This is a genomic window from Caulobacter segnis, from assembly GCF_031454995.1.
GTDB lineage: Bacteria > Pseudomonadota > Alphaproteobacteria > Caulobacterales > Caulobacteraceae > Caulobacter > Caulobacter segnis_E.
Window position 1 is genome coordinate 810,412 of the sequence record NZ_JAVDRV010000002.1, and the last position, 14,527, is coordinate 824,938.

The following is a 14,527-nucleotide window of genomic DNA, read 5'->3' on the forward strand; positions in this document are numbered from 1 at the left end:
TCAGAGCCTTCCGTTCAACACGTCGTCGAGGCTGGCGACGTCGCTCAACAGCCGCGAGGCCGCGCGCGCCAGCGGCAGCGCCAGCAACGCTCCGGTCCCCTCGCCCAGCCGCAAGTCCAGCGCCAGCAGCGGCTCGACCTCCAAGGCGGCGAGCAGCCGGCCGTGCCCTTGCTCGGCCGAGCGGTGGCAGAAGACGCAGTAGTCCTTGGCCGCCGGAACCAGGCGGATCGCGACGAGAGCTGCGGCTGAGACGATGAAGCCGTCGACCAGGACAGGAACCCTCGCCGAGGCCGCGCCGATGATCGCGCCGGCGATCATGGCGATCTCCAGCCCGCCAAACTCCGACAGCACGTCGAGCGGCGCGGTGGCGGCGGCGCGCGCGGCCGCCCTTTCCAGGATGGCGGCCTTTCGCGCCAGGCCCGCCGCGTCGTGGCCCGCGCCCCGGCCAATACATTCGGCCAACGGCGCTGGCGCCAACCGATGCATCAGCAACGCGGCCGAGGCGGTGTTGCCAATGCCCATCTCGCCCAGCGCCAGGATCTCGAAACCCTCTTCGGCCGCCCGCCTGGCGATGTCGGCGCCGCGCGCCAGCGCTTCCTCGGCTTCGGCCAGGGTCAAGGCGGGTTCGACCGCGGCGTTGCGGCTGCCTCGCCGGACCTTGGCGTCCAGCAGCGCCGGATGGGGCGGCAGGTCGGCGTCCACGCCCGCGTCGACGACCCGCAACTCAGCCCCCACGGCGCTGGCGAACGCATTGGCGCTGGCCTTGCCAGCCAGGAAGGTCGCCACCATCGCCTGCGTGACGGCCGAGGGATAGGCCGAGACGCCCTCGGCGTTCATGCCGTGATCGCCAGCGAAAACCAGCAGCAGCGCGCGATCGAACGACGGCGGCGGTCCGCCCGCGATCAGACCCAGCCGCACGGCCAGGTCCTCGATCCGCCCCAACGCGCCCAGCGGCTTGGCCTTGGCGTCGAGTTCGGCGCGAAGCGCCGCGGCGCCGGAGAGATCGACCGGGGAAACGGCGGGCAGGGTCATCAAGAGGTCTCCAGGCCGGCGATAGCCGCGAGCGCGGGAATGTCGAACGCCGCCTCCAGAGCGGCCGCGATCTCATCGAGCGCCCGATCGACGCGCGCGGATTGATCGAGGTGATCCGAGACGGCGCCAAGCTCGGCCAGCAGTTCCGCCCTCGCCTCGCCGCTGTCGAAAAGGCCGTGGACGTAGCAGCCTCGGATTTTACCGTCGGGCGAGACGGCGCCGTCCAGGCCGCCGTCGTCAAATCGCAGCATCGATTGTCCGCCGCCCTCGGTGCGCCCGACGTGCATCTCGTAGCCGGCGAAGCGCGCGCCGCCGGGCAGTCGCCCCGTCACTTGGCGCAGGGTCTTGCGATCCGTCATCACCGTCTCGACGTCGAGCAAGCCGAGGCCCTCGACGGAGGCCGGCGCGCCTTCGATCCCGTCTGGATCGGAGAGACGCCGCCCCAGAATCTGGAAGCCGCCGCAGACGCCCAGCACGCGACCGCCGCGCCGAACGTGGGCGGCCAGATCGATGTCCCAGCCTTGGGCGCGGAAAAAGGCCAGGTCCGCCAGCGTCGCCTTGGTTCCCGGCAGGATGACGAGGTCCGTGTCGCCCGGCAGCGGCTGGCCGGGCGGCACGAAGGCGAACGCCGCGTCCGGCTCGGAGCGCAGGGCGTCGAACTCGTCGAAATTGGCAATGCGCGACAGCATCGGCACGACGATGCGGATCTTCCGGCCACCCAGCGGCGACGGATCGTCCAGCACGACGGCGTCCTCGGCCGGCAGCCGCCGCGCCGCCGCCAACCAAGGCGCCATGCCAAGGTCGGGCCAGCCCGTGGCCTCGACGATCATCCGCCGGCCGTCCTGGAACAGCGCGGGATCGCCGCGGAACTTGTTGATCAGGAAGCCGCGCACCATGGCCCGGTCGGCCTCGTCCAGCACCGCGTGGGCGCCGACCAGGGCGGCGATCACATGGCCTCGGTCGATGTCGCCGACCAGCACGACCGGCACGTCCGCCGCCCGCGCGAAGCCCATGTTGGCGATGTCGCCGGCGCGGAGATTGATCTCAGCTGGGCTCCCCGCCCCTTCGACGATGACGAGGTCGCTTTCGGCCTCCAACCGGCGGAAGCTCTCGACGACGACGCCCAGCAGCTCGCCCTTGCGCGCCTGGTAGCCGCTGGCCTTCCAGGTCCCCGCCATCTGGCCGCGCACCACCAGCTGAGCGCCGACATCGCTCTGGGGCTTCAGCAGCACGGGGTTCATGTCGACCGTCGGCGGCGTGCGGCAGGCGATGGCCTGCAGGGCCTGGGCGCGGCCGATCTCGCCGCCTCCGGCCGTGACGGCGGCGTTGTTGGACATATTCTGCGGCTTGAAGGGACGGACCCTCAGACCCCGGTTGGCGAACAGCCGGCAAAGGCCCGCCACCAGCACCGACTTGCCGACGTCGGAGCCGCAACCCTGGATCATCAGCGCCGCCATGCGAATCCTCCAAGCGCCAGAAGCAGCCACAGGATCGCACAGGCGACCAGATAGATGCGCAGCGCGCGCGGCAGGTCTTGGGTCTGGACCTCCCGGCCGTTCCCGAACACGGGGCGATCGGACCTTTCGCCGTCATACCAGGCCGCGCCACCCAGCCGGACGTCCAGGGCGCCGGCCATCGCGGCCTCGGGCCAGCCGGCGTTGGGCGAGGCGTGCTTGCCCGCGTCGCGGAGCATCATCGACCAGCCGCCGCGCCCGGCCAAGGCGATCAGCGCGCCGGCCAGCCGCGCGGGGGCCAGGTTCAGCAGGTCGTCGAACCGCGCCGACGCCCAGCCGAACGCGCGCCAGCGCGGCTCGCGGTGGCCGATCAGGCTGTCGGCCGTGTTGACCGCCTTGTAGACGAAGAGGCCCGGCAGTCCCGCGACCACGAACCAGAAGATCGGCGCGACGACGCCGTCGTTGAAGCTCTCGGCCAGGCTCTCGATCGCCGCGGCGGCGACGCCACCGGCGTCGAGCCGCTCGACGTCTCGCCCGACGATCTTGGCGACGGCCTCCCGGGCCGCGTCGAGGTCGCCGGTCTTCAGCGGCCGAAGGACGGCGGCGACATGTTGGTAAAGGCTGCGCTGCGCCAGGCCGAGCGTTCCCACGATCGCCACGACATAGGGCCCGCCGAACCTAGCCAACAGCCAGCCCAAAAGGCCGCTGACCAGCACGATGATCAGCAGTGTCCCGATCCCCGCCAGCCTGCGCGCCCCGTCGCTCCAGGCCGGTCGGTTGAAGGCGGTTTCCAGCCGCGAGATCAGGACGCCCATCCAGACCACCGGATGCGGAACGCGCCGGTGCAGCGCGGCCGGATAGCCAACCACGGCCTCCAGAGCCGCCGCGGCCAGGACAAGCCAGGGGTTAGTCCACACGGCCCAGGATCTCGATCAGGGGTCCGGCCGCGCCAGCGTGGGCCCGGGTCCGCACACCATAGGCCATGGCCAGCGCCTGGGGCGTGAGGGCCTGCCCAGGTGGTCCGTCGGCGACCAGGCGGCCTCGGTCCAGCAACAGCACGCGATCGGCGAAGCGCGCCGCCAGGGTCAGGTCGTGCAGCGTGATGATCACGCCCTTGCGCTGTTCGTGGGCCAGATGGCGGAAGAGGTTCACCGTGTCGAGCGCGTGGCCGGGATCAAGGCCGGTCAGCGGCTCGTCCGCCAGCAGCCAATCGGTCTGGCCCGCCAGGGCGCGGGCGATCAGCGCCCTCGCCCGCTCGCCGCCCGACAGGCGGGTGATCGGTCGCGCGGCGAAATCAGCCAGCCCCGTGGCCTCGATCGCCTGGTCGATAGCCACCGCGTCTTCCGCGCTGGGTCCGAACACGCCCAAATGAGGCGTTCGGCCAAGACCGATGAAGGTCCGCACGTCGACATCCCAGGCGATCTCCGGCGTCTGGGCCAGAAACGCCATGGCCCGCGCCCGGCGGCGCGCGGGGATGTCCGCGACGGCCGCGTCGTCCAGCGTGATCCGCCCCGCGTCCGGCCGCCTAAGACCCGCCAGGCATGACAGCAGGGTGGACTTACCCGCGCCGTTGGGACCGACGATCGCCACCAGTTCGCCCCCTCGGAACCGGGCCGTGACCTTGGAAAGCACCGGGCGATCGCCCAGGCTGAGGCTCACCGTGTCGGCGAACAGTCCCTCGCTCACGCCAGCCTCCCGCGCATCGACACCAGCATCCAGAGGAAGAAAGGGCCCCCTAGGGCGGCCATGGCCACGCCGAGCTTGACCTCCTCGGCGGCCGGGGTGAGGCGGACCAGGATGTCGGCGCCTAGCGTCAAGACCGCCCCGCCCAGCACCGAGGGCCAAAGCACGGCGCCGGGCCTCGATCCGACCCAGGGCCGCAGCAGATGCGGCACGATCAGACCGACAAAGCCGATGACGCCGGTCACCGCGACGCTCGACCCGACCGCCAGCGCCACGCCGACGGCCAGCAAGAGCCGCGTCCGCGTCAGGCTGACGCCCAGCGACCGCGCGCCCTGCTCGCCCAGGGTCAGGGCGTCGAGCGAGCGGCCCAGCGTCAGCAGAACCAGGCTTCCCAGGATCACGCCGGGCGCGGCGATACGGACTTCCTCGACGCTGCGATCGGCCAGGGAGCCCATCAGCCAGCTGATGATCTCGTCGACCGCCCACGGGTTCGGAGCGAGGTTCAGCGCCAGCGAGATACCCGCCGTGCAGACGGTCTGGATGATGAAGCCCGCCAGGATGAAGGTGACGACGCTGGAGGTGACGCCCGACAGCGCCAGCAAGGCGGCGACTCCCAGTCCCGCCCCGACCATCGCCGCCACCGGCAGGATCCAATGGGCTTCGTTCGCCGCGCCCAGATAGAGCGTCAGCACCGCCCCCAGCGCCGCCGAGGACGAGACGCCCAGCACGCCAGGCTCGGCCAGCGGATTGCGCGTGTAGCCCTGCAGCGCCGCGCCGCTCAGGCCCAAGGCGCCGCCGACCAGCACGGCAAGGACTGTTCGGGGCAGCCTCAGGCCGAAGACGATGGCCCAGCGCGGATCGGCGCCGTTCGAGACCCAGGCGCTCCAGGGCGTCCAGACCCGGCCAGCGCACAGGCTCACGACGAACAGCGCCGCCAGCGACGCCGCCAGCAGACCGAAGACCAGCCAAGGCGATCGCGTCCTCATGCCCGCTCTCCAAGGACCTCGGCGCGCGCCGAGGCCATCGCCTGGGCGGTCTGGATGAGCACCGGCCCGCCGCAATAGAGGAGCCGCTCGGGCAGCCGGGCCTGCTTCATCCGCCCGTTGAGCGCGCCCAGCGCCGGATGGGTCATGACCCGGTCGGCCCAGCTTCGCGCGCCAGCCGCGGGCTCGCCGACCAGCAGAACCTCCGGCGGATCGGTCAACAGCAACTCGAGCGGCACGTTACCCCACGACTTCAGGCCATACCGTCGGGCGGCGTTGTCGAAGCCAGCCCGCGTCATCATCTCGTCAACCAAGGTGTGAGGTCCCGCCGCGAAGCCATTGGGTTGATAGATCAAAGCGCTCAGACGTCGCGCGCCGGGCCTGACCGTCGCGGCGGCCAGAGCCGTCCTGATGCGCGCGATCAGTTGCTCGCCGCGATCGACCTGGCCGATCAGGCGGGCCACGCGCTGGACCTGGGCGAGGCTTTCCTCGACCGTCTTGGGCACGGCGAAGCGCTCGACCGGCACGTGAAGGCGCTTCAGGGCGTTGCGGGTCGCCAGCGCCGAGTGCTGACTGGCCAGGACGAGATCCGGCTGGAGCGCGATGATCTCCTCGGCGCTCTCCCAAGTGAACGGCAGGGCGCGAGCCTGGGCCGCCACGGTGGAGCCCCGCTCCTCCCGCGCGTAGTGGCTGAGCGCAGCGATCTGCGAGCGGTCGGCCAGGTGCACGAGCATGGCGTCGAGGCACGCGTTCAGCGAGGCGATGCGCTTGGGCGCCGCCAAGGCGGGCGTGGCCGCGCCCAGGGCGAGCGCCCCGCCGATCATGACCCTGCGACTAGGCTGCATGCCGCGCCGCCTGAAGGGCCTCGCGCAAGCGCTCGAGGTTCTGGCGCGAAGGGATGCCGAACCGCAGCCGCGTCGGATGCTCCGCGAAGGGCCGCGTCAGCACGCCTTGGCGGCAGAGACCGACGAACAGCCGATGCGCGTCTGGCGCCTCGACCCAGCGAAAGAGATCGCAGCCGCCGACAACGGCGAGTCCGGCGGCGCTCAGGACCGCGTCGACATTGCGGGCCTGGGTGGCCAAACAGGCGCTGGTGGTCGCTCGCCAGGCCGCGTCGGCATAGGCGCCAAGACCCAGGGACAGGGCGTCGGCGCAAAGCGGCCAGTCGCCCAAAACGACGCGAAGTTGTCTCGCCAAGTTCCTGTCGCAGATCACAAATCCGAGCCGCACTCCGGGCAGGCCGTAGAACTTGCCGAACGAGCGCAGCACGATCAGGCGTTCGATCTCCAGGGCGGCCACGCTGATGCCCGGAGTCACCTCGGCGAAGGCCTCGTCGACGATCGTCCAGCGCCCCAGGGCCGATCGCGCCTCGACGAGTTCCGCGAGCTGGGCGCGCGCGACCTGGCGGCCGTCGGGGTTGTTTGGATTGACCAAGACCAGGATGTCCGCGTCGATGGCGCGTCGATCGTCCAGCGAAGCGACCATCAGCGGCTTTCGAGCGGACCAGGCCTCGACATGGCCGCCGTAGATCGGGGCGACCAAGGCGACGTCGCGCCCGTCCAGCAAGAGCGGCGTCAGCCGCAGGGCCGCGTCCGCCCCGGCGACGGCCACGACCCGCGCGGGATCGGATACGCCAAAGGCGCGGGCGGCAACGGCCTCCAGTTCGGTCAGCAGCGCGGGATCGGGCAGCGTGCGCAGCGCCTCGGCCGACGCGCGCGCGCCGGGCCAAGGCTCCGGATTGATCCCGGTCGAGAGGTCGAGCCAGGGCCCGCGCGCGTCCGGATAGGCGGCCGTCGCCTCGCGGAGACGGCCGCCATGTCGGAGGGCGCCGAGGTGGGGGATCGACGCCATCACCGCGCTCTAGAAGCGGGCCCGCAGGCCCACGAACGCGCCGCGACCGGGCGTGCCGTAGTTCAGGATGGTCTGATAGTCCTTGTCGAACGCGTTCTCGACGCGGCCGAAGACCTCGAGGCCGTCCTTCAGCGGATAGGACGCGCGCAGGTCGACCAGGGTGTAGTCCTTCACCACCTGGGTATTGGCGTCGTTGTTGTAGGTCTTGCCCACATAACGGACCGCGACGGTGGTCGACAGCTTCACCGGCCAGACATAGGTCGCCGACAGGTTGCCCATGTTCTTCGGACGCCGGGTCAGCTGCTTGCCCTTGGCCGAACCGGAGTCAGTCTCGGCGTCGGTGTAGGTGTAGTTGCCCGACAGAATCAAGCCTTGTACCGGCTTGTATTCGCCAATCAGTTCAAGGCCTTGCGCCTTGGTCTTCAGGACGTTGCTGTAGTAACCCCAACGCGAGACGCCGCCCGGCGCGCACAGCGGATCGGCGCCGCCCGTGCACGAGAAGTAGCGGATCTCGTTGTCGGCCTCGCGGTGGAACCAGGTCGCCACGGCGCGGGCCTTGCCGCCCAGGAAGCGCTGCTCGATCCCGGCGTCCCAGCTGTCGAACTTCTCGGGCGAGAGGTTCAGATTGCCGTACTCGCTGAACAGCTCGTAGAGGCCAGGAGCCCGGAACCCCTGGCCGAAGCTGGCGCGCAGGACCGTATTGCCCTCGTTCAGCGCCCAGGCGGCCGAGGCTTGGCCCAGGGTGTGGCTGCCGTAGGTGTCATGGTCCTCGTAACGGACGCCGGCGGTCAGGGTCAGGCCCGGAACCACCTCGGCCTGCAGCTGGCCATAAAGGCTGTCGACGCCGACCTTGCCCGTGGCGAAGGCCGGGTTCGGGTTGCTGACGGACGGCGAGCGCGTGCGCATCCGCGCCTTTTCCGTTTCGGCGCCGAAGGTGGCCGACACGGTCTCGGTGACCGCGAAGACGCCCTGATATTCCCAGCGCTTGTTCTTGCCGGCCGCGTCGAAGGTCAGCGGCGCGGCCGGGCGGGCCGGATTGATGTTCTCGCGGTCGGTGTCGGTGTAGGCGTAGCCGATCCGGTTGTTCCAGCGACCGTCCAGCAGGCCGAAGTTCAGGCCGGTGTAGATCACCAGCTCTTCGGTGCGACCGAACTCGGGGCTGTCGACGTTGAAGCCGTCGAAGTCGTTCTTGCCTTTCGAATAGACCGAGCGGACCTCGGCCGAGACATTCTCGGCCAGCGCCACGCGCAGGCGACCCGACAGGCCGGCGTTCTGGTAGCCGTCCTTCTCCTTGCCCGGCTTGTAGGCCGAGAAGCCGTCGGTGGTGTAGTAGCCGCCAGCCACGCGCCAGGTGATCTTGTCGCCGGCGCCGCCGACGCCGGCGCGCAGGTAACCGGTCTTGCGCGCGCCCGCCTCGGCGTCGATCGAGCTTGAGAACGGCGTCGTGGGCTCGGCGGTCACGATGTTGACCACGCCGCCGATGGCCTGGCTGCCCCACAGCGTCGACTGGGCGCCGCGCAGGATCTCGATGCGCGAGATGTCGCCGACCAGCAGGTTGCCGCTGTTGAAGCCGCCCTGGGTCGAGGACGGGTCGTTCAGCTTGACGCCGTCGATCAGGACGACGGTGTGCTGGGTCTCGGCGCCGCGGATGTTGAGGCCCGTGGTCGTGCCCGGACCGCCGTTGCGCGTGTAGCTGACGCCCGGCGTCTGGGCCAAGAGCTCGACGACCGAGATCGCCTGGCTGGCCTCGATGGCCGGCTGGGTCAGGACGGTGACCGACGCGCCGACCTTCTCGATCGGCTGGGCGGTGCGGGTGGCGGTGACGACGAGTTCGGCGACGCCGTTGGCGCCGGTCGCGCCGGCGACGTCGGCCTCGGGGGCCTTCTGGTCGTCGGCGAAAGCCGCGCCCGCGATCAGGCTGGTGGCGAGGGCGGTTGAGCTCAGAAACGCTCGGATCATGGTTCTTCTTCCCCTACTGAACGACCCGCGCGCCAAGCCGCCCCGCGCGAGGCGGACCACACGCGGACACGGACCGTCGCGCGGTCCTTTGACTGTCGTTTCTCGGGAAATCCCGTTCGATCGGCGCACCCCGGCCGAGCGATGAACGACCGCGCCGGGCAGGTCTCCTGGCTCGCGGGTCAATGCTCTTGGCGCCGCCTTCCCAGAGCCCGAGGGCCCCAGTGGCGTATGGCGCTAGAACTCGCCGCTAACAGTTGCGGGGGCAGCCGAGGCCTTGAACCTCGTTCCCTTTTAATCCTCTTTCGAGGAGCCTGACGCGTCGCAAGGCCTATATGCTGCGCCGCACACCGTCAATGTGGAGCTTTCATGACCATGACCCTGGTGCTGGGCGGCGCGCGCTCGGGAAAGAGCGGCTTCGCCCAGAAAGCCGCTGAAACCGTGGCGCGGGCTGGGCGGCCGGTAATGATCGCGACAGGCCAGGCGTTCGACGACGAGATGGCCGAGCGCATCGCGCGCCACCGGGCCGATCGCGGCGAATCATGGACCACGGTCGAAGCGCCGCTTGCGCTCGCGTCGGCCATCGCCGCCCTGCCCGCCGACGCGATCGCCGTGGTCGACTGCCTGACGCTGTGGCTCTCGAACCAGATGTTGGCCGACCAGGACGTCGAGGCGGCGTGCGCCGAGCTGGTCGCGGCCGTCGCCGCCTGCCCTGCTCGCCTTTGGCTGGTCAGCAACGAGGTTGGTTTGGGCATCGTGCCCGAGACGCCGCTGGGCCGCCGCTTCCGCGACGAGGCCGGACGGCTCAACCAACGGCTCGCCGCGACGGTCGACGAGGTCTATTTCGTGGCGGCGGGGCTGCCGCTGAAGATGAAGCCCCAGGGCTGAACGCTCGTCGAGGGACGAGCGCGTAAATCCCTCTCTTTTTGAGAGAGGGAGGGGCCCGCGCCGTCAGGCGTGGGGGGGTGAGAGGTTACGAGAACTGCCGAGGAATCCCCGCCGTTTCAGCGACTTGTCGTCCTTGCCTTGTCCGGAAAGGGTGAAACCTCTCACCCTCCCATGCTGCGCATGGGCCCCTCCCTCTCTCGAAGAGAGAGGGTTTTCATGGGCGTTCGACGAGCGTTGGCGCCGACTTATCCACCCCTCCAAAACCTGCCGTATTCTCTACCCACCTCGTCGCGAGGAAAGGGCGCATGGCCAGCGACCATCGTGGCGGCGGGGGGCGATCGAGCGGGGACAGGTTCGAGGGGGATACTCGGACGGTCCGGGGATCTGGTTGCTGGCCAGACCCGCCCGCCGCTGGCGTGGTTGGAGGCGAAGGGATGTGTCTTAGCCTGTAGTGGCTCGTCCTCTCCGACCGCTGGGCTTCGAGGAAACTCGGAGGCTCGGGTCCCGGTAAGGCCTGAACAGGGCCACCTGACGGGACGCTGGCGGATAACGGTCGCGCGGAGCGTTCGGGCTTCGTCGAAACGGTATTCACTCTTCACACTCCGGACGTCGCCCGGCGCTCCGCGTCCCTTTCCATCCCTTCAGCGGGTGACCGCGTGAAGCGCGGCGCCGTGAGTCGATGCTAGAACGGGCTGGCGCAGGACGAACAATGCTCGCACACTCGTTTGAAATGGCCGTCTCGGGCCGAATACGAAGCGCGATCGAAGCGCGGGGAGGAGTAACGCGATGACGGAGCGTAAATCGTCATGGGCGCTGGCCAGGTTCGCCTCGCCGGCCGTACCGATCGCCGCGATGGGCCTGCCCCTGGTCGTTTACCTGCCCGAATACTACGTCACGTCGCTGGGCCTATCCCTGACCACGGTCGGCGCGGCCTTCCTGATCGTGAAGCTAATCGACATGCTTCTGGATCCGGTGCTGGGCGGACTGATGGACAACACGCGGTCGCGTTTCGGCCGCTTCCGTCCTTGGCTCGCCGCCGGCTCGCCGGTGATCGCCATAGGCTCCTACGCCCTGTTCATGGCCCAACCCGGTGTCGGCGCGCTCTATCTGTGGTTCTGGCTGTCCGTCGTCTATGTCGGCTACTCGATGGTGGTGCTGTCGCAGACCGCCTGGGGGGCGGTTCTGTCCAGCGACTACCAGCAGCGCTCCCGCGTCTTCGCCTGGTGGCAGGGCGCCAATGTGGTCGGCATGATCCTGGTGCTGTGCCTGCCGCCGATCGTGACCGGCGTGTTCAAGGGCGATCATCTGGACAGCATCGCCGCCATGGGCTGGTTCATCGTCGTGCTAGCCCCGCTCGCGGTTCTGCTCGCCGTGAGCACCGTCGGCGAGCCCGCCGCGCCGCCCCGGCACGGAAAAGCCGGCCTCAAGCAATATTTCGGCCTGCTGGCCCGCCCCTCCGTGCGACGCCTGCTGATCGCCGACCTCCTGATGGGCCTGGCGCCTGGTATCGCCGGCACGCTGTTCCTGTTCTTCTTCGAGCGCATGAAGGGCTTCGACAAGACCCAGTCGGGAATCCTGCTGCTGATCTATTTCATCGCCGCCCTGGCCGGCGCGCCGATCTGGCCCATGCTGGCCAAGCGCATTGGCAAGCATCGGGCGTTGGCCGTGGCCTCGGTCGTCTACGCGATCGTGCAGTTCGCGACCGTCTTCATGCCGCCTGGGGAAGTGGTGCTGGGCATGATCGTCCTGGTGCTGGCCGGGCTGCCCTACTCCGCCGCCCAGCTGCTGGTCCGCTCGATGATGGCGGACATCGGCGACGAGGAGCGTCTGCTGACCGGCGTCGACAAGACCGGCCTGCTGTACGCGATCGTCACCGGCACGGTGAAGCTCGGCTACGCCCTGGCCGTTGGCGTCTTCATCATCCTGGGCGCGCTGGGCTTCGACCCGAAGACGCCAACCGCTGCGGGCGACGCGGCGCTGATCGGGCTCTACGCCTTCGCGCCGGCGGCGCTGGGACTGATGGTCGCGGCGGTGATGATGCGCTATCCGCTGGATGCGAACCGTCTCGCCGAGATCCAGCGCCAGCTCGCGGCGCGGGATGCGGCCGAGGCCTCGTCCAAGCCCGCAGCCCAGCTGGATCCTCATGCCCCTGACGCCAACGCCCTTGTCGCCCCCGCCGAGTGAAGACCAGGAGCCGATCGCCCGCTTGGTCGAGATCATGGCCAAACTTCGCGATCCCAATGGCGGGTGCCCCTGGGACCTGGAGCAGACCTTCGCGACGATCGCGCCCTACACGGTCGAGGAAGCCTACGAGGTCGCCGACGCCATCGAGCGTGGCGATCTCTCCGACCTGAAGGAGGAACTCGGCGACCTGCTGCTGCAGGTGGTGTTCCATTCTCGGATGGCGCAGGAGCAAGGCGCGTTCGACATCAACGACGTCGCCACCGCGATCTCGGACAAGATGATCCGTCGTCACCCGCACGTGTTCAGCGACCACGCCTACGAAACCCTTTCCGATCAGGTCGAGGGTTGGGAGGCCCTGAAGGCCCAGGAGCGCCAGGCCAAGGCCAAGCACGGCGTGCTCGACGATGTGCCGACCGGCCTGCCCGCCCTCACCCGCGCCGTGAAGCTGACCAAGCGCGCCGCCCGCGTCGGCTTCGATTGGCCTTCGGCCGCCGAGGTCCTGGAGAAGCTCCGCGAGGAAACCGAGGAGATCGCGGTCGAGATCGACGCGGGCGACATGGCCAAGGCGCGCGAGGAACTGGGCGATATCCTGTTTGTCTGCGCGAACTTGGCGCGGAAACTGGATGTCGATCCGGAAGACGCCCTGCGCGCCACCAACGCCAAGTTCGCCCGCCGCTTCGCCTTCATCGAGTCAGGCCTCGCCGAGCGCGGCAAGACGCCGGACCAGTCGGACCTGGCCGAGATGGACGCGCTCTGGAACGACGCCAAGGCGGCGGAGAAGGCGAAGGGCTAGGTCGCGGCCAGCTCGACGCGGGCCTCGGGGAACTGACGCTCGAAGCGGCCCAGGGCCTGCCCATCCAGCCGCGCGATCAGGGTGACCTCGCCACCCTCGCCGTCGTGGCGGCCCAGCACCCGACCGTTGCGGTAGATCCAGGCCAGGGCTTGGCCGTCCTGCGGGCCAAGGCGCACCTCGACCGGCGGGGAGTCGTCGATCAGGCCGCCGACGCGGCGCAGCAGCGCTTCGCAGCCCTCGCCCGTGACCGCCGATACGGGCGAAGCGCCCACGCGGCGCGCCTGGCCCTCGATGATTTCGCGGTCGTCCTCGGACAGGAGATCGATCTTGTTCCAGACCTCGACCACGGTCTTGCCGCCGTCCAGGGTGACGCCGAGTTCGGACAGCACCGTCTCGACATCGCGGGCCTGGGCCTCGCTGTCGGGATTGGCGACGTCGCGGACATGCAGGACGACGTCGGCCTCCTGCACCTCCTCCAGCGTGGCGCGGAAGGCCTCGACCAGCTCGTGCGGCAGGTCGGAGATGAAGCCCACGGTATCCGACATGATCGCCGGGCGGCCGTCGGGCAGCTTCACGGTGCGTAGGGTCGGGTCCAGGGTCGCGAACAGCATGTCCTTGGCCAGCACCTCGGCCTCGGTCAGGCGGTTGAACAGCGTGGACTTGCCGGCGTTCGTGTAGCCGACCAGGGCGACGGTCGGGTACGGAACCTTCTTGCGGGCGCTGCGGTGCAGGGTTCGCGTGCGGCGAACCTCCTCAAGCTCCTTCTTGAGCTTGATGATCGTGCCGGCGATCAGGCGGCGGTCGATTTCGATCTGGGTCTCGCCGGGACCGCCGGTCGAGCCGGTGCCGCCGCGCTGGCGTTCCAGGTGGGTCCAGGTTCGGACGAGGCGCGAGCGCTCGTAGTCGAGCCGGGCCAGTTCGACCTGCAGTTTGCCTTCCCGGGTCCGGGCCCGTCGGGCGAAGATCTCGAGGATCAGGCCCGTGCGGTCCACGACCTTCACCTCCAGAGCCTTTTCGAGATTGCGCTGCTGGATCGGGGTGAGCTGATCGTCGAAGACCGCGACGTCGATATGCTCGACCTCGCAGATCCCCGCGAACTCCTCGACCTTGCCCTTGCCGAACAGGGTCGCGGGCGTGACGACGCGCAGAGGCGCGATCAGCGCCTCCACGACGTCGAGATCGAGCGCCACCGCGAGGCCGACAGCCTCCTCGAGCCGGGCGTTGGGATCCCGGGCCTCGAGGGCCGCCTGACCACGCAGTTGCCGCGCCGGATGGATGACGAGCGCCTTCAGGATCGGCGCGGCGTGGTCAATCGACCTTGATGTGGATTTTGACAAGCGTCTCAGTCGTCGGAGTCGGCGCTGGGCTCATAGAGCTGGACAGGCTGCGCCGGCATGATGGTGGAAATGGCGTGCTTGTAGACCAGTTGCGACTGGCCATCGCGACGCAACAGGACGCAGAAATTGTCGAACCAGCTGACCACGCCCTGCAACTTCACGCCGTTGACGAGGAAAATGGTGAGCGGCGTCTTCGACTTGCGCACGCTGTTCAGGAACGTGTCCTGGAGGTTTTGCTTCTTTTCGGCAGACATCGGGGGTTCCCCTCTCATTGTTCACGGAGGGCCACACGCCCCCCACACAAACAAGTCCATGCTAGATGATTTTTCGCTGAAAGCGACAAGCCGCCGGCGAAAATTTCCGCAA

At 69.3% G+C, this 14,527-nt stretch carries 13 protein-coding genes, 1 pseudogene and 1 riboswitch; of the genes and pseudogenes, 3 read left to right on the plus strand and 11 right to left on the minus strand.

Features of this window, described 5'->3' with window-relative positions:
* The 8 genes from cobT to J2728_RS09930 are packed head-to-tail and all read right to left on the minus strand — an operon-like array spanning position 1 to position 8,962.
* Positions 1-1,032 carry a nicotinate-nucleotide--dimethylbenzimidazole phosphoribosyltransferase gene (gene cobT, locus J2728_RS09895; protein ID WP_309998723.1) on the minus strand — a complete coding sequence of 344 codons (1,032 nt, stop codon included), beginning with the start codon at positions 1,030-1,032 and terminating at the stop codon, positions 1-3.
* The gene (locus J2728_RS09900) at positions 1,032-2,489 is read right to left on the minus strand and encodes a cobyric acid synthase (protein ID WP_309998724.1); all 1,458 of its coding nucleotides are present in this window, start codon (positions 2,487-2,489) and stop codon (positions 1,032-1,034) included. The genes cobT and J2728_RS09900 overlap by 1 nt, the downstream gene beginning before the upstream one ends.
* Complete coding sequence (gene cbiB / locus J2728_RS09905) at positions 2,477-3,403, minus strand: adenosylcobinamide-phosphate synthase CbiB (protein WP_309998726.1); 927 nt, start codon at positions 3,401-3,403, stop codon at positions 2,477-2,479. Before cbiB ends, J2728_RS09900 begins: the two co-directional genes overlap by 13 nt.
* The gene (locus tag J2728_RS09910; protein ID WP_309998729.1) at positions 3,393-4,172 is read right to left on the minus strand and encodes an ABC transporter ATP-binding protein; all 780 of its coding nucleotides are present in this window, start codon (positions 4,170-4,172) and stop codon (positions 3,393-3,395) included. The genes cbiB and J2728_RS09910 overlap by 11 nt, the downstream gene beginning before the upstream one ends.
* A complete protein-coding gene (locus J2728_RS09915; RefSeq protein ID WP_309998730.1) occupies positions 4,169-5,155 on the minus strand; it encodes a FecCD family ABC transporter permease in 987 nt (328 codons plus the stop codon). The genes J2728_RS09910 and J2728_RS09915 overlap by 4 nt, the downstream gene beginning before the upstream one ends.
* Positions 5,152-5,997: an ABC transporter substrate-binding protein gene (locus J2728_RS09920; RefSeq protein ID WP_309998731.1), complete on the minus strand. Its 846-nt coding sequence runs from the start codon at positions 5,995-5,997 to the stop codon at positions 5,152-5,154. Before J2728_RS09920 ends, J2728_RS09915 begins: the two co-directional genes overlap by 4 nt.
* Complete coding sequence (locus J2728_RS09925; RefSeq protein ID WP_309998732.1) at positions 5,987-7,003, minus strand: aminotransferase class I/II-fold pyridoxal phosphate-dependent enzyme; 1,017 nt, start codon at positions 7,001-7,003, stop codon at positions 5,987-5,989. Before J2728_RS09925 ends, J2728_RS09920 begins: the two co-directional genes overlap by 11 nt.
* Before the next feature lie 9 nt (positions 7,004-7,012).
* The gene (locus tag J2728_RS09930) at positions 7,013-8,962 is read right to left on the minus strand and encodes a TonB-dependent receptor plug domain-containing protein (protein ID WP_309998734.1); all 1,950 of its coding nucleotides are present in this window, start codon (positions 8,960-8,962) and stop codon (positions 7,013-7,015) included.
* 140 nt (positions 8,963-9,102) lie between these two features.
* A riboswitch (cobalamin riboswitch) is annotated at positions 9,103-9,292 on the minus strand.
* 36 nt (positions 9,293-9,328) lie between these two features.
* Here J2728_RS09930 and cobU point away from each other — a divergent pair.
* Positions 9,329-9,847: a bifunctional adenosylcobinamide kinase/adenosylcobinamide-phosphate guanylyltransferase gene (gene cobU, locus J2728_RS09935; protein WP_309998735.1), complete on the plus strand. Its 519-nt coding sequence runs from the start codon at positions 9,329-9,331 to the stop codon at positions 9,845-9,847.
* 276 nt (positions 9,848-10,123) lie between these two features.
* Here cobU and J2728_RS09940 read toward each other — a convergent pair.
* Positions 10,124-10,439 (minus strand): annotated as a pseudogene (locus J2728_RS09940) (hypothetical protein).
* A gap of 194 nt (positions 10,440-10,633) precedes the next feature.
* Between J2728_RS09940 and J2728_RS09945 the strand changes: the two are divergent.
* On the plus strand, positions 10,634-12,031 hold the full coding sequence (locus J2728_RS09945; RefSeq protein ID WP_309998737.1) for an MFS transporter: 1,398 nt from the start codon (positions 10,634-10,636) through the stop codon (positions 12,029-12,031).
* Positions 11,991-12,824, plus strand: a complete 834-nt coding sequence (gene mazG, locus J2728_RS09950) for a nucleoside triphosphate pyrophosphohydrolase (RefSeq protein WP_404979727.1) — start codon at positions 11,991-11,993, stop codon at positions 12,822-12,824. Before J2728_RS09945 ends, mazG begins: the two co-directional genes overlap by 41 nt.
* Here mazG and hflX read toward each other — a convergent pair.
* A complete protein-coding gene (gene hflX, locus J2728_RS09955; protein ID WP_309998740.1) occupies positions 12,821-14,161 on the minus strand; it encodes a GTPase HflX in 1,341 nt (446 codons plus the stop codon). The two genes, mazG and hflX, sit on opposite strands and share 4 nt — an antisense overlap.
* A gap of 5 nt (positions 14,162-14,166) precedes the next feature.
* Positions 14,167-14,415 (minus strand): RNA chaperone Hfq, encoded by a 249-nt coding sequence (hfq, locus tag J2728_RS09960; protein ID WP_013079113.1) that lies wholly within the window; start codon positions 14,413-14,415, stop codon positions 14,167-14,169.
* Positions 14,416-14,527 lie beyond the last annotated feature (112 nt).